Raw genomic sequence first — 20,586 nt, 5'->3', positions numbered from 1 at the left:
TGTAGTGGCATAGTGAATTTGGCCATCTAAATAGACGAAGTGATAGACTCACTTTTCGCAAATGGGTGGCAGATATGAAGAACACAAGACCGACATTCAGCGCTGAGTTTAAGCTAGAGGCTGCTCAGCTAGTAACAAAGCAAGGCTACAGTGTGGCAGAGGCTGCAATCGCAATGGGAGTCAGCAATTCAGCCATGCGAAAGTGGGTAAAACAGCTCCAACAGGAACTGCAAGGCGATTCTCCCAAAGGCTCACCACTTACGCCTGAGCAACAGCGGATCCGTGAGTTAGAAAAGAAACTTCGCCGCATCGAAGAAGAGAACATTATTTTGAAAAAGGCTACGGCTCTCTTGATGTCAGACTCACTGAACAGTTCTCGCTAGTCGAGAAACTCAGGCAGAGCCATAGTGTAAAACTTATTTGTTCAGTATTTGGTATTCATCGCAGCAGCTATAAGTATTGGCGAGGTAGACCCAGCATTATTAGCTCAGAGCAGGTGAAACTGCATAGCTTGGTGCGAGGGGCCCATAAAGCCAGCAACGGCTCTGCAGGTGCAAGAACCATCGCCAATATGGTGACAACTGCGGGTATACCATTGACGCGTTATCGCGCGACAGGGTTGATGAGAAAACTCGGATTAGTGAGCTGCCAGATACCCCAACACCGCTACAAAAAGGCGGATAAAGAACATGTCGCTATCCCTAACCATCTTGCTCGTCAGTTTGCAGTGACGGCGCCAAATCAAGTGTGGTGTGGCGATGTCACGTATGTGTGGACTTGCAAAGGTTGGGCTTATCTGGCGGTCGTGCTGGATCTATTTGCCCGTAAACCGATAGGTTGGGCCATATCCTATTCGCCTGATAGTACTCTAACGAGTAAAGCCTTAGTGATGGCTTTTGAAGCGCGAGGCAAACCGAAACACCTTATGTTCCATAGCGATCAAGGTAGTCACTATACGAGTCGTGGCTTCCGACAGCAGCTTTGGCGTTATCAGATAAAGCAAAGCATGAGCAGACGAGGAAACTGCTGGGACAATAGTCCGATGGAGCGTTTCTTCAGAAGCTTAAAAACAGAATGGATACCGATGACCGGCTACCGAAGTATCAGTGAGGCTCGGGTTGAAATATCACGATACGTGACGGGGTATTACAGTCAGCTTAGACCGCATCAATATAACGGTGGGCTGACACCGAACGAGTCAGAGCGAAGATACTGGCTTGAATACAAAACCGTGGCCAATTTAACTTGACCACTACATGCTGCCAACTTCTATAATTATCAACGAACTGGATACTTTGATGCGTTTGATATCAAACCGTACGCCATAGGCCGCTCCAGCGTCATATCCGTAATGCACGTGGGTGGTATGTGTGCAGCGTTTGGTACAGATAATAGCAGCCAGGATAGTGACATCGAAATTGATGAGCTCGCTATCGCGCTGGGAGCTAAACCTCGTCAAGCGGATGGAGGTTACCATTGTTTGAAATGGACAGACGGTAACTGGAAACGTGTTGCTGATTACATTGCTGGCGAAAGCGAGGGTCTTCGTGGGTTTATGTCGGTGTACTCTCCTGCATTCAACAACTATCAGGTGCCTTATTGGAGCTATCCCGGTCCGTACCAGCACGACTCAACTATTCAGACTCAACTCCAGACAAAAGGAAGTGGTATTGCAAGTTACAAAGAAAAAGTCATGGAGCGGGAAACCTGCTCTACATATGCGGCAGGTCATTCAGGACTCGCAACTTGGTCTTATCCTGCCTGTGATTACCTAGAAAAGGCAAGCGAGTCAATGAAGGCCAAAGAAAAAATGATGCAAGCGGCAGGTCGGTTTGATGCCTACATATGTAGCAGGTCTGAGGCTGTGAATGGTTATGGAAAACCGGATCTGTCACGTTGTCCCACAGTCTTTTCTCGCGAACAGATAGAAGCTGGCGAACACAAACGCTAGATCATCGAATTCAACTTCTCCACTCATTCTTTTAGGGGCTCAGGCCCCTTTCTTTTTTGTCCAAATTGGGCACTTTGGCGTGCCATCTAAAGCTTGCTCACCTGAGAAAATATTAGCTCAAAGAGAGTAAAGATAAATGAGGACACTATGGCGGCAGAGATTCAAGTTAACGGATTAGTACTTCCAATAAATGACGCTCACATTCATCAAAGACGAGGTGTAACTGCGGCAAGAGCAGAATCTGGTGAACCTCTTCATTTCACGGTATTGAAGTGCCTCGATGGTCGATACACGAAAACATATTGTGGACTCGCCAGAGTCGATAACACCGATGACTTTTTGAAGATCATGGAGTGGGGAGATCACTTCGAACCTATTGCTTCTTGGTATCAAGGCGGCACTCAATGATTACCAGTATTTTCAGAAAAATCTTCAGAAGAGAGCCCAAGCCAGATCTGTACTCTCAACTATTCAACCTTGTGGCTGAAATGCGGACTTATCAGGCTGAGATCGAGCGCTTTCATGCAGATATAGAGGCGTCAGCTAGCCACTTTGAACACATTACCGAGCCCAATAATTTCATTAGCGCAGAGTGGGTTAATGGAAACCTACATGTAAAACATCGTCATTAAGAGGTAATTGGAATGGAATTGAACGAAAAAGCGAAAGTTGCGGCGCTCTATCAAGAACTTAGCAAAGCTGATGTCTCCGACCCTAACAAGTTGGTTGGGCAGCTTGAATCGGCGGCTAAGTCAATTGTGCAAAGTATGAATAGTCATCCTATTAAAGATGAGCAGATTAAAACCAGTGTTTTTGATTTTGCTCATATGAATGAGCAGTATCGACAGCTATCTGAGCAGCAGATGAAAATTGTTGATTCTGTCCAGTTGCTAATGAAGCAGGTTGAAAGCATGGGGCTCGATAAACCAACTCAAGATAACTGGCTATCTAAAACGCTTTCTAACTATCAAAGAGGTTATCTGGAGAACGATATTTTCACTGAAGCAGCAGGAGCCATGGTGTGGATGGCTGCAAAGGCTATCCAGAAAATCTTTTTTGAGCCAGATAACGCAAAGCAGCAACAAGCTGCCCAGGAGCTAAAAAAAGATATTGGGAAAATGACAAAAGCTCTAGGTGTTGAGTTATCCCGCCTTCAACTAGAGGTCAAAACAGAACAGCGGCATGAACTGATGTCAGATGCGATAAGCAATGCCAAACGGTTGGAACAAGGCGGCCAACAGAAGGAGGCTGATAAGCTGATAGTTAGTACCTATAACAAGCTATCTCATTCTGCCAAGAAAGAGTACAGCCAATATCAACCTCGCCCAGAACATCAAAAATCTATATCCCAGGCTCAATCGAGAGAAAAAGAACGCCAAGCTGCATCGTCAATTCAGCACCAACAACACAGTGAAAAAAGAATCGACCGCGACAAAAAACAGTCAATTTGTCGTTGAGAATTACATTCAAATAAATGAGGAAACTGAAATGAAAAAAGCAATCTTAGCAGTGGTAACCGCATCTATGCTCTCTTTGGCTGGGTGTGCGACAAAGCCTGGAATTAACGACGCTTCACTTATGGTTTTTAAGTTCCCAGCAAGTGGTGACACTATTAATGTTACTTACAAGATTGAGCATGGAAAAGACTGTCTCATTACCATGGCGCTCGGTCCTCAAAGTAATGAACAGAAATATATGACTGCTCTTGACTTGGAATCTCGACGTTGCCTAGAGAATGTAACAGGAGAGAGTCAAGAGGGATTACATCTGGACCTCTCTGATGTTCGTTACAATAATCCGGCGGTGATTAATTTTAGCCTGACAGGGCCTAGTTCATCAGAGGAACTTGCAGCGCTAAAACCGGATAGGACAAAATAAGCTTTGATGGCTTTATACCTTGGGCACTGGATGATCCCCTCATAATTCGGGCCTCCCAGAGGTGTTAACCAGTTTAAGAAATTCACTCCAAGCCCAGCGAAAATGCGATTCTTTGATTGAGTATTCCGAACGTCGTCTCACTTCTTTGCCGAGTCGGAGCACAGGTAGCACGTTTCTGTCACGTATCGTATTGGCTTGAAACCTCCGCTGCCATCCCAGATGCCTGGCAGCCAGACCGATGCACCAAAGCAGGATTTCTGCCAATAAAGCTATCAGCAACAACACATTGTTGCATCGCAAAAGCTGGATACTGACGGCTACACGGCACCGGTGATCCTGACAACAGGGAAGGCCGAACTATTCATCACGCCGGATCAAGGATGAGCATGTGGCATGATGCCCTGGAGGTCGGTCTGCTTCCTTTGGAAGAGACCGGCCTCTACTGTGATGGCATTACGTATGTGATCAGTCACCTGCTTCGGAAAAGCGGCATTCCCCACCGGTGCAACATAGGCTATGTGAAAGACAAGAAATGTGGCGACCTGGTAGCGCCGCATTGCTGGGGTGAACAGGAGGACAATGATGATTGGATTGTCGATCTTCCAGGTCAAGAATTAAGGAGTGACCAAGACGCGCCATCAGTTCTTCCAGGAAACTATTATACCTACTTAGGCAGAACAAAAAACAAGCATTCTAGTTCTACTGTTTAGTCAAATCAAGAGCCAGCGTAAAAAGGGAAAAACAGTTGAAAATCGATTTTGCTACATATAATATACCTGGGTAACAAATGTATTACATAGTTGGTGTTTAAAAGGAATTGTACTATGTTCACACTCAAAAACTTATTCTCATGTATAATGCTTTCAACTATATCTATATCAGCTTTCGCTATCGAGACAAAAACTGTTGAATGCGAAAAATGTGAAACAGATTATCAATTTTTGACCGCAGCTAAAAGAGAAGCTGTACTCAATGTGTCGACAATTGTTAATGTATTGAATTATAAAAATTATGAACTGAGAAAATTCGATATTTTAAAGAGGAATCATATTGAATGTGAGTATGATAATGAACCTGATGGAAGAGGTGGGAAAACCAAAATCTGTCGCGAAAAATCAACCTATAAAGTATCAAACCCACCAATATCCAATGATGAATTAACCAGTTTTATAAATTATGCTGAAACCTATAATAACGCTCAAAAATTTTTCTTACAACACGCCATTGAAGTACCAAGTGATGTTGTATCATCTGGATATGAATTAATTGGAAATACTTCCAAGCAGTGGGATGTAACTAGACAACTTACAGAGTCATCGTACTCACAAAACTTCTCTGAAAAATTTTTATCTCTCATTGTTGGTAAAGCAAGTTTATTTAAAAATGGATATCTCAACCTTGGTATGCCACCAATCGTATTTTCTTTCTCTGATGGTATAAAAGCATACGCAGTAATTGACTTTATAGATATGGATGGTGTGGAGCATTTCAAGTTTTTAAAACTCGTTGACGCCGAGAATAATGTTATTGACTTATCTTCAAACAATCCTTTTCAGGGACGGTTATTTGTAATTGGCGAAAGTATGACTGTTCAATCATGGAGCACATTGCTTACGGCCTTAAATGCCTATGGTTTGATGGTTCCAGGTGCTTCAAGTCGAATTGTACCTCGCGGTACTGTGAAAATTGTACCTATTTGCTCTTCGTCTAACCCTTGTCCTCAACCTGAGTAAAGGTAAAATATATTTTATTAGCGCCACTTTATAAAAAGACAGTGGCGCTCTTTTATTTAAAAACCAAGCTTTATTAATTTCTTATAAATACGATAGAATAAAATGTATAATTGCATAACTGTCATTCCATAAAAGTTATATGAAAAACAAGAAAAGTGACGATCTGGTGGCACAAAAGCTTTCATTAAAATGTAGGCGTATTACCTAATGCTTCAGGTTCACTCACGGGACAGTCCATAACAGTTATCAATTCTGTTGAAGAGTTAGTCTAGGCCATGACCGATAGAAAAACTTTCACATGTGAAAGTTTCTGAACGCAACGATTACTCAGCGTTAACCCATAGAAATTTTAATCCGAAATTCACGAAGTAGAGTTAAAGAGCTAACAAGGAAATGTCCCATAGTGAGTTACGGTACCTGCAGTTCGACAGTACGCTCTAGTCGTGGCTAACCTGCGGATGTGTATCATCGAGTCTGAGTTACCACAACCTCTATTTTTCTTGCTCTGCCTCCTTCAATGCTTTTCTCATCTCTGCTAAGTCTCCTTTTAGGTCATCCATTGACTCACCGTTAGCCGCTTCCAACTGAGAGCGAAGTTTTTTGAGCTGCATGATTCGCTCATTCCGCTCAGCATCTTCTGACGAGATGACGGCCTTATCATGCTGGTTTGGTAGATCAAACTCAGCCCAAGCCTTAGAGAAGTCACGATGAAACTCTTCCGAGCGGATTTGTTGCTGAACTTCATGTGTTTTTTGTTGGATAAGAACTTCCTGCCTACCAGTTAAGGCAAAGTAGATCACAATGGCTGTGATTGGGCAGGCAATGATGATGCCATACAGTACAGATTTCATTTTTAATTACCCCCTTTTATACCTGGCTGAGACACTGTGAAGCTTGCCTCCGTGGAGTTGCTGAGATTGGATGCTTCCTCAGTTTGTAATCGTTCAGACGTTCTCATTGAAAGGTTTCGGGACTTGGATGAGCGGTTGTCGGTGCTTGCATACTGAGCATTAGACGTTGATGCTTCTTTTGAGTTAGTTCTGGTAGTCGATAACGAAAAAAGAGTGTCGTGATTTAATGATGTCTCCAGCTCCCATGACTCTCCAAAGAGTGAGTTTCCTCGGCCAAAGACAGTGAACTCGCCAATTGAAGCTGATAGATTTTTTGGATCAGCAGAAAAAGAGCCACATGACCATTCGTATTTTCCTTCATACTGATACCCTCGTGTCGATGGCACTACGCAGTTCCTTCCAAATTGTCTATCTACTATCTTCAAGGCCTTTTCTGGTAAGTCATTACGTATGAGCTGTTTACTCATTGCCTTGGCAAGCGCCATTTTTATCGCTGACTTGCCACTTCCGTTGATCGAAATCCCGCTTGATATTTCATCCAGCGTTGCTTCTGCTACAAGTCCGTAGACTGCCCAGCAAACACCTTCTCTTTTTAGTCGTTCAGATGGAACTCTTATAGATGAAGGCATGCCAGTGGTCGCCCAGTTGAAAGCTGCCTGTTGCAACTCAACTTGGCATTGTCCCAGTGTTTTTTCTTTGTTCCAGGCCATGCAGGCCTGAACGCTTGTAACTAAGGGTTTGGGTTCTAACTCTGGAAATTGTGGCGCTTGTGGGTTCGTAATGAGCGAACAATTTCTGATGACGTTTGCTGTTTTCCCTCTTACAGATTTGCCTTTTTCGACATAGGCAAATAGCTCTACAAGAATAGAAAGTGGGGCTGTTTTTACTGAAAGACGGTTAGCCTTTTGGTATTGCTGCCTAGATGATGTTTCGTTTGCATCACGCATTGATGTGGAGGTCGTGTCTCGTTTTTCCTCACCTTTTCTTGCTTCTTCTCCTTTTTGGCGTTGTAACTCCATGCTGGTCTCATCGTTCAGTGTGGTTTCTCTTTGGGTGCGCTTTTCTTGTGAGGATTTTTGACCCACAGTGGCGCTTTCCTGAGCAAGTGTAACGTTTGAGTATGCAATTAATGCAAAGGCCAGCAAACTCAATGACTTTTTAATCATGTTGAAAAGCCTCCTTGAGCAAGGTGATTTGTGAGATGCTTTTGATGCTTGGCTCTACCAGCCATGCGTATCTGTACCTTTGAATGCTTTTACAGAGCGCAACTATGTACTGATCTGCATCCTGAGGTACTGAATGGATTTCCCCATCTTCTTCTGCGGCCATAAAATCAGAAAAATCATCAAAGGCTGCTTTGCTTAGGTACTCAGCCAAATGAGTTGCATCCTCAGAACTCTTGCACAGCAAAACCTCCGGCCAGAGCAGGTCACCATCTGGCCCCCGATTGCCGGGCTGAACGGGTGGGTCTAACCTGACGACCCAAACTTCTCTTAGCTCATGTGCTACAACTAGGTGGAGCAGCTCAATGCCATTTAACTTCATAAAAATAACTCCGTGCTTAGTGAACGGAGCCATTATCCCGCTGATAATTGCCGAGATTGGCACGCCAAACTGCCCAATTTGGACAAATGTCTTGTCTGTAGAGTCAGAAGGAAATTTCCAGATTTTGACTTAGGTTGGTGTTACTGGTTGAACGTATATAAATGAATTTAAAAAGATATTTATATTTCGTTACATGTCACGAATGTAAAATGTGACATGTAACGCCATTGCAAGGGCATATGTGGGAACATTGCACGTTTAAGCCTTGGATATATTGGTTGGCTGCACGATTAACCCCTTAAACCTATGGGATGGCTGCACGATAGGGACTACCCAAAGCCCAATTGGGGGCGTTTACTGAACAAAATGAAGGCCAAATCACTTGTATGCGGACTTTTTCGTTGGTCTGAGAGCGTATGTGGGGCCGTTGCACGGTTAACTAGGAGGTCTATGGGAACGTTGCACTGTTGCTAAACTCAGGTTTTTAAAGCTTATGAACAGGGCTAAGTTGAGGCGAAGAAAGTTATGCCCCAAAACGAGTTAGCAGTGTGACTTTAGACTAACCATTACACTCGATGATTGACCAAATTTTAGTAATGATACAAAGTGTCCACTATTACTGGATCAGAACAGTTTGCTTTTTTCTAAATTTCTACGCTCAACGATAAAGATGTTGGCCCAATAGCATCTTTATATGTCATTTTAGCCACTTTTGCATTTTTTGCATTTTTCTAGAATGTCTCCAACGAAATCGACAAGCCAGTTGGAGCACTACTATGAAAATCACTCAAATTCGAAATGCAACACAGATAATAGAATATGCGGGCAAGACATTCTTAATTGACCCAATGTTAGCCCCGAAAGGCTCTTACCCAGGGTTTGGCGGCACAATCAATGCGCATGTCAGTAACCCAACCGTTGAACTCCCATTTTCAATCGAAGAAATTATTGATATTGATGCGGTGTTTTTGACTCACACTCATCCTGATCACTGGGATGAAACAGCAGTCAATGTCATCCCTAAAGACAAGCTGGTGTTCGTGCAACACGAAGTTGATGAACAAATTCTACGTTCACAAGGATTTGTTAATGTTCAGATTTTCTCTGAAGATACCGACTACAACGGCATTTCCTTTACTCGTACTGCTTGTCAACATGGTTCTGATGCGGCATACGAAAATAAAGCACTAGGAGAAATGCTGGCTGAAGTAACCGGCGTTATATTGTCTCATGCCGATGAAGAAAAACTCTATCTGGTTGGAGATACTATCTGGACACAGACTGTCGAAGAAACGATGAAACGTGAACAGCCAGACGTAGTCATTCTGAATACTGGCTGGGCACACGTAATTGGCTATGGCCCGATCATTATGGGCAAAGAAGATGTAATAAAGACACACGTCGCGCTTCCTCAGGCAAAGATTGTTGCTACTCATATGGAGGCAGTAAACCACGCACTTGTGACCAGACAGGAGCTTCGTGCTTATGTTGACATCAATTTACTGACGGATTACGTCTATATTCCAGAAGATGGCGAGACCATTACCCTTTAACGTGCGCGCAATTGTGAGAGAAAGTATATGTGTATCGAAAATAATATTGCATTGGTTAAGAGTTTTTATAAGTCGATAGAAGCCAATGACTATGATGCCGCTAAATCAATGTGTCATCGTGATTTTACCTTTTATTCTCAAGTGGATACTCCGTTAGATGTCGACGGTTTTATCGTGCAGGAGAAAGGCAATATGGACGGATTTCCTAGATTTCAATTCAGAATTCATGAGATATTTGCTCAAGAGGATAAAGTGGCGTGCTACATGACTTTTGAAGGCATTCACAGTGCCATGATGAATGACTTAGCGCCGACGAATAAATCAGTTCGCATTTCTGTGATGATGTTGCTGACCATTAAAGATGGCAAGATCAAAGAGAAACGGGCTCACTTTGATAAAGCTGATATGTTGAAACAACTTCAGTAGTCAAGCCGAGGCGTTGGTGAGGCTATACTCGCGATAGCCTCATGTCATTGGCATAGAGAGGGTAATTGCTATGGCACCAAAGACGGGACAATCTATTCCTAATGTTTCAGTCGTGGTCTTCAAAGAATTCAGCCCATTTCATATTTCAGTGCCCAGCATTGTGTTTGGGCACCAGATTCTGAATGAAACCTTTTTCAACCTGACATTTGTTGCGGGTGAGCAAGGGCCTATTTTGTCTGATATGGGCATGGAGATTCACCCCAATGCGTCATTCGATACGCTTGAACATAGCGACATTATTATCGTGCCATTCTGGCGAGCCATTGACGAAAAGCCAGCGGCAAAGCTTTTAGATGCTTTACGCCGAGCCCATGCACGAGGAGCACTGATTGTTGGTCTATGTCTCGGCGGCTATGTCTTGGCGTACGCAGGTTTGTTAGCGAGAAAAAGAGCAGCGACCCATTGGGAATTGGAGCAGGATTTCACACAACGCTTTCCAGAAACATCACTCGACACCAACGCATTATATGTAGAAGATCGCGGAATTATAACCTCCGCAGGCACTGCCGCAGGCATCGATTGCTGTTTATACATATTTCGTAAATATTACAGCAGTACCATTGCTAATCGTGTCGCCAGACGAATGGTCGTTCCACCTTATCGTGATGGTGGTCAAGCGCAGTTTATTGATCAACCGATTCCGTTGACCACATCAGATCTGCGTATCAATACCTTGATGGACAAAGTCAGAAGTAATATCAGCCAAAAGTACCAACTTGACGAACTCGCCAGCTCGGTAATGATGACCCGCCGAACATTTACGCGCAAATTTCATAAAGCCACGGGGATGACATTTGGTGACTGGCTAGCATCTGAAAGGTTGAATCTGGCTCGGGATCTCCTTGAATCGACAGATTTGTCCATTGAGCAAGTCGTGACTCAAACAGGCTTTAGTTCAGTGTTGCACTTTCGTGAGAAGTTCAAAGAGCGTTACGCCGTTACCCCAAATCGATGGCGAAACACATTTCATGAGCAGATTGGGTAGATACCTAACTAAATATTACAACGCGCAAAAATACACCATTAGAAGGTCAATTTAAGCATTAATATCATCAAAAAAGCTGTGCTACGTCTCCATACCTTGTGAAATAACCCTAAATAGCTGATCCGAATACTGCTACATTTTCGCGATGCCGTGTCCGTTGCCGGGAAAAGGTGAAACGGTTTCCATAAAATGCCATACCTTGCCAAGAAGTTCCCGCATGTTTCGGCAACTGTGATTACGGGTTACCGTTTCATGTAGTGCCAACCATAAGCGCTCTATCTTGTTGACCCAAGGTGAGTATACCGGTTGAAACAACAACCTGAACTTGGGGTTGCTCTTGAGCCAAGCCAGGGTTTTACGGCTCTTGTGAATGATGTAATTATCCAGAATTAGCGTGATAGTTTTGGCTTTGCGGTAATGTCGTTTGAGCTTTTCCAGTAACGCAATAAACAGCTCCGATGCTTTGCTGGCGCTGCTCACATAAAGCACTTTTCCTGTCTTGGTATGCAGCGTTCCAGCCAAGTAGTGCTTGCGGTTGTTGCCTGGGGTGACAACACGTTTTTGCTGCCCTTTGGGCATCCAGTCCGCCCCGATTTTGGGGTTAAGGTCGATGTCTACTTCATCTTCATAGAATACCGGATGCTCAGCACTGCACTGCTCAAGAGCCTGATTTATAGCGGCCATTTTCTCCGCTTTGTATGGGTCTTTAATGCGCAACGTCGGGGCTGAGCGGCGCCAGACTATGCCTGCTTCGGGTATCAGGCGGCGAATGGTTGATGCAGCGACGCATAGCTTAAGCTGTGCATTAATCACCTTGGCAAGCAGCTCACTGCTCCAGCGGCTACGCTGGTAACCAAAGTCTTCCGGACAAAGCTGGATAAGCAGTGACAAACAGAGCAATATCGGGTTAATAGGTAAGACGGTTGGCCGCCCCGGCTTCTCTGATTTCAGTCCATCGATGCCACATTGGGTGTACCAGTTCAACCATCGGCCGATGCTGGAGCGTGCTGCGCCGGTGATGTGCTGAACTTGGGTAACCGGCAGCCCTTGATGCAACATCAACATCGCAATAAGACGCCTGGCAAAGTGCTTATCGTTGGTTTTTTGAATCAATTTTTGCATGCGCTTGCGCTCAGCGCGGCATAGTGGTGCTAAGATGGCCATTCTCAGTCCTTGGGCGAGTGGTGGGTTTGTTTGGCGATAGATCTGATTGCTCAAACAGGACTGAGTTCCCTTCCTGTGATCTACTATTTGGAACAACTATTTAGAGTAAGCCTAAGTCTTTGCTGATGGGCTTAACTAGGTCAAAGGCAAGGTGTAAAGGCCTTGTCTATTGCATGACTATTCGCCTTTAATTGCAGTGATTGCCTAGTTAATATACATAAACTAGTAGAGTGCATGATATTTAGACTATCGACCCTAAATGATTTCTGTCCATAAATGAGGTTACACGCTCAGAGTCATTTTTTGACTATTCAATGATTTGAGAGAGCTAACAATCAATCAGAAATGCTTTCTATTCACATGTAGTACGTTATTTTTGCTAAAAAGCAGGTCGCCATCCGGGATAATGGGTGTAGTGGCGTAGTGACTAATTTTTAGTAATCATACAAAGGACAAAGAGTGCTGAACGATGGATATGGTTATTTTTCGGGGACTACCATAAAAGTGTAGTAGTTAAGTATGCGCGAATAGGTATCCTTTTTTTGTGATTAAAATAGTTAGAAATTAGCAATTTAAAACATTAAAAATCATGTGTTTATTCGATGTTTTCTCTAGTTTAATTTTCTAAGGAAAATCTTATCCAATTGATTTTTATGATTTAAATAACTCACTCCAAAACCGACGGTTGCGGGTTCGAGTCCTGCCACCCCTGCCACATTCCAGACGGCCTGCATAGCGATATGCGGGCCGTTTTCCTTTTGTAAATATCATAAAGTGCTTGGGGTCGATATGGACCCATTTATTTTCCACCTTGCACTGTCAGCTTGCAGACATCTTTAAAACTACTGTTACAGGGTTAACTCCTGCTCGGTGCCAAATAAGATAACGGCTCACGCAATACGCGTAAGCCGTATAGGTTCAATACTCAGTTTGTTTCAGCATTAACCGCCAATTCATGCCGTTTCTGAACGCCGTATCAAAGTGATGCCAGATTACTGCACTAACAAGCTACGAAGCATCCAGGCGGTCTTTTCATGTAACTGAATACGCTGGGTCAGCAGATCTGCCGTTGCTTCGTCATTGGCCTGGTTCACCAGAGGGTAGAGTGCCCGGGCGTTGCGAATAATGATCTCCTGGCCTTCCAGCAGTTCCTCAAGCATCTGTTTGGCATCTGTGATGCCTGAGTCTTCTTTGATTTCGGTCTGAGCGGCGTAGGCGCTGTAGGATCCCAAGGCTCTTTCACCCAGGGCTCTGACCCGCTCTGCTATGACATCCACCGCTGCAGCCAATTCGGTGTACTGCTCTTCAAACAGTTGGTGTAGGCTGGTGAACATAGGACCTGTCACGTTCCAGTGGAAGCTGTGAGTCTTAAGGTAAAGGCTGTAGGTGTCAGCGAGTAAGCGATTCAAACCGTTGGCTATTTCCAAACGATCGGCTTGGTTGATCCCGATATTGATATTCATAATATAACCTCCGTAAATGATCTGTTTTCTATATTACTTCGGAAGCTAATTAGTTAAAGTGGATAAACTAGATGCCTGCAATCGATTTTGTTTGAGTGGGTTGCCGGGGGATTTGTTCCCAAGTCACAGACAGTTGCTGAGCAAGCTGGTATTCTAAAGCGCTTAACTTGGAAGCTCTGTTGTGGGTTTCTTTCAGTCATTTTTTGCCCTTCTTGTTCGTCCCTCGGCTGTGGGTTTTGGGCGATATTTTCAAACTGCGTTAAAGCGGAGCGCAATCACCATGAATAAATATCTGCACGCCATGGGAATAGAGCTGTGGCGCAGTAGACAAGACTCTCCCTCCCAGGTGCCTTTCATGCTGTTGGTGCCTGATGCTGACGAGCGTGTATTGCAACATCCTCTGGTGCTCAAGGTGTTGGCGTTATTGGGACTGGAGGCCGGGCAGTGCAGCGTCGGTAATCGGCCTGTGGCTGGGCAAGAGGTGATATGGAATATGTTCCCTGAGCCTGTTGAAGGGGCCTGGCTGCATTCATCGCAGCCGGCGCAATTGATGTCAGGCAGTGAGGGCAAGCGCGCCCTATGGCAACAGATTTGGCACAGGTTGGAGGCGAAGTGACTGAGGTTATCGCAATTAGAGCCTTGGAGGCCGATGACCTCGACGAGATGATGAAAATTGAACAACTGGCCCATGAGTTTCCCTGGAGTGAGGCGACTCTGGGCAGTTGCTTTGGCCGTTTTTACCGGGCTCTGGGGTTATATCTAGGACCGGAGCTTCAAGGCTTTTGCTTGCTGCAAGTTTTGTTCGAGGAAGCGACCCTGATGAATATCTGTATCGCTCCTGCCGCACAAGGTCAGGGGTTGGGGCGGCAATTATTACTGGCGGCAATCGAGTTGCTTAAAGAGACTGGTGTGGAGAGATTATTGCTGGAAGTCAGGGTGGGTAATGCTGCCGCTATCGCCTTGTACCGGCGTCTGGGCTTTATTGAGACCGGCTCCAGGGCCGATTACTATCCGGCAAAAGAGGGCCGGGAAGATGCTCTGCTGATGGAGTTGTCTCTTCACTCCTCTTAGTCTCTCTTGGCTCTTCTTCGCTCATCCCGGTTAATATGGGCAGAGGCAGCTATGTCAGAGCTTTGCCGCTAACCCTAAAGCTTTTAATTGTGCCCATAAATAGAAAAACAGCGCCTGTGGGCGCTGTTTCTTTAGGTGCTTGGGCTTGGTCTATTTGACCTCTTTCCCCTGGGCCTGAAGGTCTGCATGGTAGCTTGAGCGAACCAGCGGGCCACAGGCGGCGTGGGTAAAGCCAAGTTCGGTTGCCAGGTTGTGGAAGTCGTCAAACTCCTTGGGAGTCACGTAACGCTCCACCGGCAAGTGGAACTTGGATGGCTGCAGATACTGGCCCAGAGTCAGCATGTTGACATTGTGAGCGCGCAGATCTCTGAGCACCTGTTCAATTTCTTCATTGCTTTCACCCAGTCCGAGCATGATCCCCGACTTGGTCGGGATATCCGGATGACGCTCTTTAAAGCGTTTGAGCAGATCCAATGACCACTGATAGTTGGCACCGGGACGGGCCTTACGATAGTGAGCCGGAGCCGTTTCCAGGTTGTGGTTGAATACATCCGGTGGCTCGGTCGCCAGAATATCCAGCGCCTGATCGATACGGCCGCGGAAGTCAGGCACCAATATCTCTATCTTGATCTCAGGGTTGAGTTTGCGGATCTCACGGATACAGTCGGCGAAGTGCTGGGCTCCGCCGTCACGCAGATCGTCACGATCCACAGAGGTGATCACCACATACTTGAGCTTCATATCCTTGATGGTTTGTGCCAGCTTGAGTGGCTCCTCGGCGTCAGGCTTGAGTGGACGGCCATGGGCTACGTCACAGAAGGGACAACGCCGGGTACAGATGGCACCGAGGATCATAAAGGTGGCTGTACCATGGTTGAAGCACTCGGCCAGGTTCGGGCAAGAGGCTTCTTCACACACAGAGTGCAAACCATTTTTACGCAGTGCCTGTTTGATATCCAGGATCCGCTGATTGGAAGATGGCAGCTTAACCCGCAACCAATCGGGCTTGCGCAGCATGGTGTCGCGCTCTGATGGCACAACTTTGACCGGGATACGGGCAACCTTTTCGGCGTCCCGCAATTTCACACCGGGCTGTAATCTTTCTGGCCTATTCATATGACTCTGCTAATCCTTGGTGATGCACTGTTTGCTCATAGCCCAAACGTTGGCTAAAAGTTTCAATCAGGTGTTGGCCTGCCTCCTCGACACTCTGGGGGCCACCGAGTGCTTTGCACTGGGCCATTTCGAGTCCGGCATAACCACAGGGGTTGATACGACGAAAAGGGGCGAGATCCATGTCGACATTCAGCGCCAAGCCGTGGAATGAGCATCCCTTACGGATCCTCAGCCCCAAAGAGGCTATTTTACGCTCCTCGACATAGACACCCGGCGCATCGGCCTTGGCGTAGGCCGGAATATCGAAGCGCTTGAGCAGCTCCACCAGGCTTTGTTCTATGTCGGTAACCAGCTGTCTTACCCCAAGCTTGCGCCGTTTGATGTTGATAAGAGGGTAGGCGACCAACTGCCCCGGGCCATGGTAAGTTACCTGGCCACCACGATCCACCTGGATCACCGGGATATCGCCGGTGTTGAGCAGATGCTCACTCTTACCGGCCTGGCCTTGGGTGAAAACCGGTGGATGCTCCACCAGCCAGAGTTCATCCCGGCTGTGTTCGTCACGGGTGTCGGTATAGTGCTGCATGGCATGCCATACAGTCTCATAATCCATGTTACCCAAGTGGCGGATATGCAATGTATTGTCTGGCAAGGGCAACGTCTCCCCCTCTGTTTGAGATGATACCAATCAGTATCAAGCTGTGCTCACTCTCTGATACCGGCAGGTATTATACGCTTCGGCAGGAAAAATGTAATCCAGATCACACTTTCTCTGCCGAGTGCCAGGTATCAGAGTACCCGGCGAACGCCTTCAATAGCGGCAAGTTCAGTGTACAAGGTTTCGATATGTTCCTTGCTGGTCACTCTCACATTTATGGTCACCGAGATATAGGTGCCTTTGCTGGAGGCCTTGGTGGTGGGGCTATAATCACCGGGGGCGTGCTTCTGGACGACTTCGACTACGCGGTCGGCCAGGGTATCGCTGGCATCGCCAACCACTTTAAATGGGAAGGAGGTTGGAAACTCCAGATACTGATCAAAGGTGGTACTTATCATGGGATTGAGATTCTCATGGCAAAATAATAACAGCTATATGGCGGCTATTATATCCCAATTCAAGGGGCGGATCTTCTCGCGAATAGCACAGAGAGTTTGACAAAGGGCGCCAGCCATTGACGGCGCCCTTGGGCGTTACAGCGGCGAGGTGGCCTGTTCGAGCCAGGCCAGTGATTCGCCACTCATCAGCGGTGACAGGGTCTGATAAACGCGGCTGTGATAGTCATTGAACCAATTGAGCTCAGCTTCAGTAAGCAGACTCTTGTCTATCAAGCGTTTATCCATGGGGATCAGAGTCAGAGCGTCGAACTCGAATATCTCCCGCTCTGCCCCTTTGAGCGCTTCACAGGGGCGTACTTCCACCAGGTTTTCCAGACGGATACCGAAGGCATCTGTACGGTAATAGCCGGGTTCGTTGGAAAGCACCATTCCGGGCAGCAAAGGAATGGCATTGAGGTTCTTGCCTATTCTTTGTGGGCCTTCATGAACGCTGAGGAAGTGGCCAACACCATGGCCCGTGCCGTGGTCGTAGTCAAAACCGTATTGCCACAAGTATTGACGGGCAAAGGCATCCAGTTGTTGCCCCGTAGTGCCCCGTGGGAAGCGGGCCTGATCCAGGGCGATATGCCCCTTGAGCACCAAGGTCACCATCTTTTTCTGCTCGGCGCTGACTTCACCTATGGCTATGGTGCGGGTAACGTCCGTGGTGCCGTCCAAATACTGGGCGCCAGAGTCCACCAGATAGATGCTGTTCATCTCCATCATGGCCGGAGTGCCGTTGAGATGGTTATAGTGGCACATGGCTGCATTGCCGCCGGTGGCGGAAATAGTGTCAAAGCTTGGCTCGCGGTAGAGGGGATCCTCAAGGCGATAGCTCTCAAGCTTATCTGCCAGTGTGCCCTCATCATAGAGGCGGCCTGCGGCCACTTCGGCATCCAGCCAAGCCAGGAAACGGCTCACGGCAACGCCGTCACGGATATGGCTGGCGCGCATTCCCTGCAGTTCGGCACTGTTTTTACAGGCCTTGGGCAGTGACACAGGATCGAGTCCGGCGATCAGTTTGGCGCCGGCGGCTTTGGCCTGTAATTGGCTGAAGGCGTTGGCATTATTGGGATCGGCTAAAAGCTTTCTGCCTTCAAGCGCTTGCAACGCTTCGGCGAGCTCCGACTCGGCGCGGAAGCTGACACCGGCCCCTACGTGGGCTTCAATCCCCTGGGGTAACTTGGCAAGCTCGGTAAACAGTGTCATCTCACCATTGGCTTCCAGTAGGGCACAGCCCAGTACCACGGGCAACCTGGGCACGTCCTGACCGCGGATATTGAGTAACCAGCAGAAGGAGTCCAGCGCCGCTATCAGCGCCACATCGGCACCGGCCTTTTTCACCAGGGCGCCGATTTCACTGCGCTTCTGTTCGCTGCTCTTGCCGGCAGACTCGGCATTGAAGAGGATAATGGGTTTGTTTTCCGGCACGGGTCTGTCTTGCCAGTGCAAATCCACCGGGTTGTTGTCAAGCGCCACCAGTGTCATCCCCGCCTTGCTCAGCGTGGCTTCGGCATCCTGCTGCCAGGCCAGGGTATGCAACCTGGGATCGTAGCCAATGCGGCAACCGACCGGCAGCTTTTCCGCCAACCATTGTGCCTGGGGCATATCTGTCAAGCTCTCATAACTGAACAGGGTCGAGTCCACCTGTTGCCTCACCTGCACTGTGTAGCGGCCATCAGTAAAAATGGCGGCGCTGTCTTTCATCACAATCGCCATCCCCGCCGAGCCGGTAAAGTCGGTCAGCCAATGTAAACGCTCGTTGTGCGCCGGCACATACTCGCCGAGATACTCGTCGGCACGGGGCTGAATAAAGGCATCGAGTTGGTGTTTGGCCATTTCGCTGCGCACGGCATTAAGCCGTGATGCGATATGGGGGCTTTTGAGCGATTGTGATTGCAACATAGGGGCTCCGCTGATGGTCGGCTTGGCTACTCTTGGCCGACCTTGTCTTTATGAGTGATAGCGGATTATGGCAAGCCCTGAAGTCGCTTCGCAAGGGTGGGCATGTTGAAAAAACTTTAACTGCTGTAAAGGGGGCCAAGTTAATTGCTGCCAAACAGAGTCGCAATGCCGACCAAAAAGGAGCTAACCAGGGTTGCCATCACTCCCTTGCTGACATCTTCACTCTTTACTCTGTCATCGCTTGGTTGTTGATCCCGCGCCAGCTTTTCATTGCGCTGCTCGACATTGTCGGCCACGTTGTCATAGAGATCCTGAGAAGGGGAGTAAGGCTGGTTGCTGCAGCCTGCCCCCATGCCCAGAAGCAAGGTCAACAGTAGCACTCTGATACAGTTTCGCTTTCCCACAGTGTTCTTCCTTGAATGAAAATGTTAAAACTGATTGGCTTAGGTTAACTCTATGTATGTTTATTGACCTATTCAAGGTTTTTATCTGTCTCGACTTTTATTCAAGGATGCCTTTATGCCGCTAAATGTTTGGGTGTTGATGTTGGCGCAGGCCTTTGCCATGAGTGCCACACCTATCATGGTATTGCTCGGAGGCATAATAGGGGCAGAGCTGAGCCCGGTTCCCTCGTTGTCGACACTGCCTATCGCCATGATGGTTGTCGGAGTCGCTGTGGCGATTGTGCCCATCAATATCTTGATGCAGCGCTTTGGTCGGCGACGGGTATTTATCGGTGGCGCCCTGCTGACCAGTGTGGCGGGTGTTATGGCGGCGCTTAGTGTTTGGTATGCTCAGTTCTGGGGATTTTGTGCCAGCGGTCTGCTGCTCGGATGCGGCGGCGCCATTATTCAACAATACCGGTTTGCCGCCATGGAGTCAGTGGCGCCGACTCTGTCTGCCAAGGCAGCCAGCCGGGTGTTGCTTGGTGGCTTGCTCGCCGCCTTCCTCGGGCCAGAACTGGCCTTGCTGGCCAAGGATATTTTGCCGGTAACATACTCTGGGGCCTTTTTGATGGTGACTCTGGTCGGTGTGCTGGCGCTGGTATGCCTGCTGTTTTATCAAGATGAAGGCCCGGTACTCAAAGCCTCCAAGATTGAGCGTATGGATATTCGGCCATTGTCGGTTATTTTGCGTCAAAGCCGACTCTGGGTTGCCTGCGGCGCTGCAGTTATAGGCTATGCCCTGATGAGTTTTATCATGACGGCGACCCCTGTGCATATGCATCACATAGAGCATCACAGCCTTGAGGATACCAAGTGGGTGATCCAGAGCCATGTGATTGCCATGTATCTGCCTTCGCTGATAAGTGGCTACCTGATAGCCCGCTTGGGGCATACCCGCATCATGTTGGCCGGGCTGGCGCTTTACTGCCTGACCTTGGCTCTGGCGCTGGCGGGGCGTGACCTGCTCAACTATTGGAGTGCGCTGGTGATGTTGGGTGTGGGTTGGAACTTCCTGTTTGTTGCCGGCACTTCGCTGTTGCCTGGCTGTTATCGCCCCGAGGAGAGGTTCACTGTGCAGTCTTTCAACGATTCTCTGGTATTTGGCTCTCAGGCGTTGGCCTCTCTGGGGGCCGGCTGGGTCATTTATCAGCTTGGCTGGCAGTTGCTATTGGTGATCTGTATTCCCGCCATTGCGACCCAACTTATCCTGATAGCATGGTGGAAGTTAAGTAAAAGCAAAGCGTTACAAATAACAGAACCTTGATGATTAGGTGCGGTGCCGGCAGCACTGTGCTAACATCTTAGGCCGTCTACCGCCTCTGGCGGTACGGTAAAAAGGGGTTT

Annotated in this window: 23 protein-coding genes and 1 pseudogene; 13 read left to right on the top strand and 11 right to left on the bottom strand. The window is 47.4% G+C overall.

Going from position 1 to position 20,586, the window contains the following annotated elements; translation table 11 throughout:
* Positions 1–74 precede the first annotated feature (74 nt).
* The 5 genes from ACMHXE_RS13865 to ACMHXE_RS13845 all read left to right on the top strand — a co-directional run bounded on the left by ACMHXE_RS13865 (position 75) and on the right by ACMHXE_RS13845 (position 3,829).
* A protein-coding gene (locus ACMHXE_RS13865; RefSeq protein WP_101095878.1) for an IS3 family transposase occupies positions 75–1,249 on the top strand; the annotation gives its coding sequence in 2 pieces (ribosomal slippage) (positions 75–333 and positions 333–1,249; 1,176 coding nt in all).
* Between the two features lie 117 nt (positions 1,250–1,366).
* Entirely contained in the window at positions 1,367–1,951 is a 585-nt protein-coding gene (locus ACMHXE_RS13860) for a hypothetical protein (protein ID WP_413732550.1), read from the top strand.
* A gap of 147 nt (positions 1,952–2,098) precedes the next feature.
* On the top strand, positions 2,099–2,359 hold the full coding sequence (locus tag ACMHXE_RS13855; protein ID WP_101095844.1) for a hypothetical protein: 261 nt from the start codon (positions 2,099–2,101) through the stop codon (positions 2,357–2,359).
* A 236-nt stretch (positions 2,360–2,595) separates the two neighbouring features.
* Entirely contained in the window at positions 2,596–3,408 is an 813-nt protein-coding gene (locus ACMHXE_RS13850) for a hypothetical protein (protein ID WP_208190038.1), read from the top strand.
* A 31-nt stretch (positions 3,409–3,439) separates the two neighbouring features.
* Positions 3,440–3,829: a hypothetical protein gene (locus ACMHXE_RS13845; protein ID WP_208136680.1), complete on the top strand. Its 390-nt coding sequence runs from the start codon at positions 3,440–3,442 to the stop codon at positions 3,827–3,829.
* Between the two features lie 39 nt (positions 3,830–3,868).
* On the opposite strand, the pseudogene ACMHXE_RS13840 reads toward ACMHXE_RS13845, so the two are convergent.
* A pseudogene (locus ACMHXE_RS13840) lies at positions 3,869–4,117 on the bottom strand (IS4 family transposase); the annotation flags it as partial.
* A 98-nt stretch (positions 4,118–4,215) separates the two neighbouring features.
* Here ACMHXE_RS13840 and ACMHXE_RS13835 point away from each other — a divergent pair.
* Together ACMHXE_RS13835 and ACMHXE_RS13830 are read left to right on the top strand one after the other, a co-directional pair.
* The gene (locus tag ACMHXE_RS13835; RefSeq protein ID WP_208190040.1) at positions 4,216–4,539 is read left to right on the top strand and encodes a hypothetical protein; all 324 of its coding nucleotides are present in this window, start codon (positions 4,216–4,218) and stop codon (positions 4,537–4,539) included.
* A gap of 114 nt (positions 4,540–4,653) precedes the next feature.
* Positions 4,654–5,562: a hypothetical protein gene (locus ACMHXE_RS13830; protein WP_208136656.1), complete on the top strand. Its 909-nt coding sequence runs from the start codon at positions 4,654–4,656 to the stop codon at positions 5,560–5,562.
* A gap of 491 nt (positions 5,563–6,053) precedes the next feature.
* Here ACMHXE_RS13830 and ACMHXE_RS13825 read toward each other — a convergent pair whose 3' ends face one another.
* From ACMHXE_RS13825 to ACMHXE_RS13815, 3 genes are read right to left on the bottom strand one after another with little or no spacing between them, the layout of a single operon-like run.
* Positions 6,054–6,413, bottom strand: coding sequence for a hypothetical protein (locus ACMHXE_RS13825; protein ID WP_039035878.1), 360 nt, complete (start codon positions 6,411–6,413; stop codon positions 6,054–6,056).
* Between the two features lie 2 nt (positions 6,414–6,415).
* Entirely contained in the window at positions 6,416–7,579 is a 1,164-nt protein-coding gene (locus tag ACMHXE_RS13820) for a hypothetical protein (RefSeq protein WP_345842722.1), read from the bottom strand.
* Positions 7,572–7,958 carry a hypothetical protein gene (locus ACMHXE_RS13815; RefSeq protein WP_208190044.1) on the bottom strand — a complete coding sequence of 129 codons (387 nt, stop codon included), beginning with the start codon at positions 7,956–7,958 and terminating at the stop codon, positions 7,572–7,574. Before ACMHXE_RS13815 ends, ACMHXE_RS13820 begins: the two co-directional genes overlap by 8 nt.
* 776 nt (positions 7,959–8,734) lie before the next feature.
* Here ACMHXE_RS13815 and ACMHXE_RS13810 point away from each other — a divergent pair.
* The 3 genes from ACMHXE_RS13810 to ACMHXE_RS13800 all read left to right on the top strand — a co-directional run bounded on the left by ACMHXE_RS13810 (position 8,735) and on the right by ACMHXE_RS13800 (position 10,982).
* Positions 8,735–9,511 (top strand): MBL fold metallo-hydrolase, encoded by a 777-nt coding sequence (locus tag ACMHXE_RS13810; RefSeq protein WP_208141507.1) that lies wholly within the window; start codon positions 8,735–8,737, stop codon positions 9,509–9,511.
* Positions 9,512–9,538: 27 nt separating this feature from the next.
* On the top strand, positions 9,539–9,937 hold the full coding sequence (locus ACMHXE_RS13805; RefSeq protein ID WP_208141506.1) for an ester cyclase: 399 nt from the start codon (positions 9,539–9,541) through the stop codon (positions 9,935–9,937).
* 70 nt (positions 9,938–10,007) lie between these two features.
* Positions 10,008–10,982, top strand: coding sequence for a GlxA family transcriptional regulator (locus tag ACMHXE_RS13800; protein ID WP_208141505.1), 975 nt, complete (start codon positions 10,008–10,010; stop codon positions 10,980–10,982).
* A 132-nt stretch (positions 10,983–11,114) separates the two neighbouring features.
* On the opposite strand, the gene ACMHXE_RS13795 is transcribed toward ACMHXE_RS13800, so the two are convergent.
* Together ACMHXE_RS13795 and dpsA are read right to left on the bottom strand one after the other, a co-directional pair.
* A complete protein-coding gene (locus ACMHXE_RS13795; protein ID WP_345842721.1) occupies positions 11,115–12,146 on the bottom strand; it encodes an IS630-like element ISSen5 family transposase in 1,032 nt (343 codons plus the stop codon).
* A 992-nt stretch (positions 12,147–13,138) separates the two neighbouring features.
* The gene (gene dpsA / locus ACMHXE_RS13790; RefSeq protein ID WP_025009858.1) at positions 13,139–13,609 is read right to left on the bottom strand and encodes a DNA starvation/stationary phase protection protein DpsA; all 471 of its coding nucleotides are present in this window, start codon (positions 13,607–13,609) and stop codon (positions 13,139–13,141) included.
* Between the two features lie 280 nt (positions 13,610–13,889).
* On the opposite strand from dpsA, the gene ACMHXE_RS13785 reads away from it, so the two are divergent.
* Positions 13,890–14,225 (top strand): DNA polymerase III subunit psi, encoded by a 336-nt coding sequence (locus ACMHXE_RS13785; RefSeq protein ID WP_071476507.1) that lies wholly within the window; start codon positions 13,890–13,892, stop codon positions 14,223–14,225.
* Positions 14,189–14,680 carry a ribosomal protein S18-alanine N-acetyltransferase gene (rimI, locus tag ACMHXE_RS13780; RefSeq protein WP_101057156.1) on the top strand — a complete coding sequence of 164 codons (492 nt, stop codon included), beginning with the start codon at positions 14,189–14,191 and terminating at the stop codon, positions 14,678–14,680. Before ACMHXE_RS13785 ends, rimI begins: the two co-directional genes overlap by 37 nt.
* Before the next feature lie 150 nt (positions 14,681–14,830).
* Here the strand turns inward: rimI and lipA are convergent, their stop codons facing one another.
* The 5 genes from lipA to ACMHXE_RS13755 form a co-directional block, all read right to left on the bottom strand.
* Positions 14,831–15,796: a lipoyl synthase gene (gene lipA, locus ACMHXE_RS13775; RefSeq protein WP_025009861.1), complete on the bottom strand. Its 966-nt coding sequence runs from the start codon at positions 15,794–15,796 to the stop codon at positions 14,831–14,833.
* Positions 15,789–16,448: a lipoyl(octanoyl) transferase LipB gene (gene lipB / locus ACMHXE_RS13770; RefSeq protein WP_071238125.1), complete on the bottom strand. Its 660-nt coding sequence runs from the start codon at positions 16,446–16,448 to the stop codon at positions 15,789–15,791. The genes lipA and lipB overlap by 8 nt, the downstream gene beginning before the upstream one ends.
* Before the next feature lie 137 nt (positions 16,449–16,585).
* Positions 16,586–16,852 carry a DUF493 family protein YbeD gene (ybeD, locus tag ACMHXE_RS13765; protein WP_028781166.1) on the bottom strand — a complete coding sequence of 89 codons (267 nt, stop codon included), beginning with the start codon at positions 16,850–16,852 and terminating at the stop codon, positions 16,586–16,588.
* Positions 16,853–16,987: 135 nt separating this feature from the next.
* Complete coding sequence (locus ACMHXE_RS13760; protein WP_101057159.1) at positions 16,988–18,796, bottom strand: aminopeptidase P family protein; 1,809 nt, start codon at positions 18,794–18,796, stop codon at positions 16,988–16,990.
* 140 nt (positions 18,797–18,936) lie between these two features.
* Entirely contained in the window at positions 18,937–19,200 is a 264-nt protein-coding gene (locus tag ACMHXE_RS13755) for a hypothetical protein (RefSeq protein ID WP_039035885.1), read from the bottom strand.
* A 115-nt stretch (positions 19,201–19,315) separates the two neighbouring features.
* On the opposite strand from ACMHXE_RS13755, the gene ACMHXE_RS13750 reads away from it, so the two are divergent.
* Positions 19,316–20,506: an MFS transporter gene (locus ACMHXE_RS13750; protein WP_101057161.1), complete on the top strand. Its 1,191-nt coding sequence runs from the start codon at positions 19,316–19,318 to the stop codon at positions 20,504–20,506.
* Positions 20,507–20,586: the final 80 nt, after the last annotated feature.

This window comes from Shewanella sp. BJSY2023SW007, assembly GCF_047314525.1.
Taxonomy (GTDB): Bacteria; Pseudomonadota; Gammaproteobacteria; order Enterobacterales; family Shewanellaceae; genus Shewanella; species Shewanella chilikensis.
Note: the sequence above shows the minus strand (reverse complement) of the source record. Positions and strands in the feature narration are given on the sequence as shown.

What these genes read in the sequence shown, in the direction of transcription:
- ACMHXE_RS13860 (WP_413732550.1), top strand. Translation starts at nt 1,367, where the DNA reads ATGTGTGCAGCGTTTGGTACAGATAATAGCAGCCAGGATAGTGACATC.
- ACMHXE_RS13855 (WP_101095844.1), top strand. Translation starts at nt 2,099, where the DNA reads ATGGCGGCAGAGATTCAAGTTAACGGATTAGTACTTCCAATAAATGAC.
- ACMHXE_RS13850 (WP_208190038.1), top strand. Translation starts at nt 2,596, where the DNA reads ATGGAATTGAACGAAAAAGCGAAAGTTGCGGCGCTCTATCAAGAACTT.
- ACMHXE_RS13845 (WP_208136680.1), top strand. Translation starts at nt 3,440, where the DNA reads ATGAAAAAAGCAATCTTAGCAGTGGTAACCGCATCTATGCTCTCTTTG.
- ACMHXE_RS13835 (WP_208190040.1), top strand. Translation starts at nt 4,216, where the DNA reads ATGTGGCATGATGCCCTGGAGGTCGGTCTGCTTCCTTTGGAAGAGACC.
- ACMHXE_RS13830 (WP_208136656.1), top strand. Translation starts at nt 4,654, where the DNA reads ATGTTCACACTCAAAAACTTATTCTCATGTATAATGCTTTCAACTATA.
- ACMHXE_RS13825 (WP_039035878.1), bottom strand. Translation starts at nt 6,413, where the DNA reads ATGAAATCTGTACTGTATGGCATCATCATTGCCTGCCCAATCACAGCC.
- ACMHXE_RS13820 (WP_345842722.1), bottom strand. Translation starts at nt 7,579, where the DNA reads ATGATTAAAAAGTCATTGAGTTTGCTGGCCTTTGCATTAATTGCATAC.
- ACMHXE_RS13815 (WP_208190044.1), bottom strand. Translation starts at nt 7,958, where the DNA reads ATGAAGTTAAATGGCATTGAGCTGCTCCACCTAGTTGTAGCACATGAG.
- ACMHXE_RS13810 (WP_208141507.1), top strand. Translation starts at nt 8,735, where the DNA reads ATGAAAATCACTCAAATTCGAAATGCAACACAGATAATAGAATATGCG.
- ACMHXE_RS13805 (WP_208141506.1), top strand. Translation starts at nt 9,539, where the DNA reads ATGTGTATCGAAAATAATATTGCATTGGTTAAGAGTTTTTATAAGTCG.
- ACMHXE_RS13800 (WP_208141505.1), top strand. Translation starts at nt 10,008, where the DNA reads ATGGCACCAAAGACGGGACAATCTATTCCTAATGTTTCAGTCGTGGTC.
- ACMHXE_RS13795 (WP_345842721.1), bottom strand. Translation starts at nt 12,146, where the DNA reads ATGGCCATCTTAGCACCACTATGCCGCGCTGAGCGCAAGCGCATGCAA.
- dpsA (WP_025009858.1), bottom strand. Translation starts at nt 13,609, where the DNA reads ATGAATATCAATATCGGGATCAACCAAGCCGATCGTTTGGAAATAGCC.
- ACMHXE_RS13785 (WP_071476507.1), top strand. Translation starts at nt 13,890, where the DNA reads ATGAATAAATATCTGCACGCCATGGGAATAGAGCTGTGGCGCAGTAGA.
- rimI (WP_101057156.1), top strand. Translation starts at nt 14,189, where the DNA reads ATGGCAACAGATTTGGCACAGGTTGGAGGCGAAGTGACTGAGGTTATC.
- lipA (WP_025009861.1), bottom strand. Translation starts at nt 15,796, where the DNA reads ATGAATAGGCCAGAAAGATTACAGCCCGGTGTGAAATTGCGGGACGCC.
- ybeD (WP_028781166.1), bottom strand. Translation starts at nt 16,852, where the DNA reads ATGATAAGTACCACCTTTGATCAGTATCTGGAGTTTCCAACCTCCTTC.
- ACMHXE_RS13760 (WP_101057159.1), bottom strand. Translation starts at nt 18,796, where the DNA reads ATGTTGCAATCACAATCGCTCAAAAGCCCCCATATCGCATCACGGCTT.
- ACMHXE_RS13750 (WP_101057161.1), top strand. Translation starts at nt 19,316, where the DNA reads ATGCCGCTAAATGTTTGGGTGTTGATGTTGGCGCAGGCCTTTGCCATG.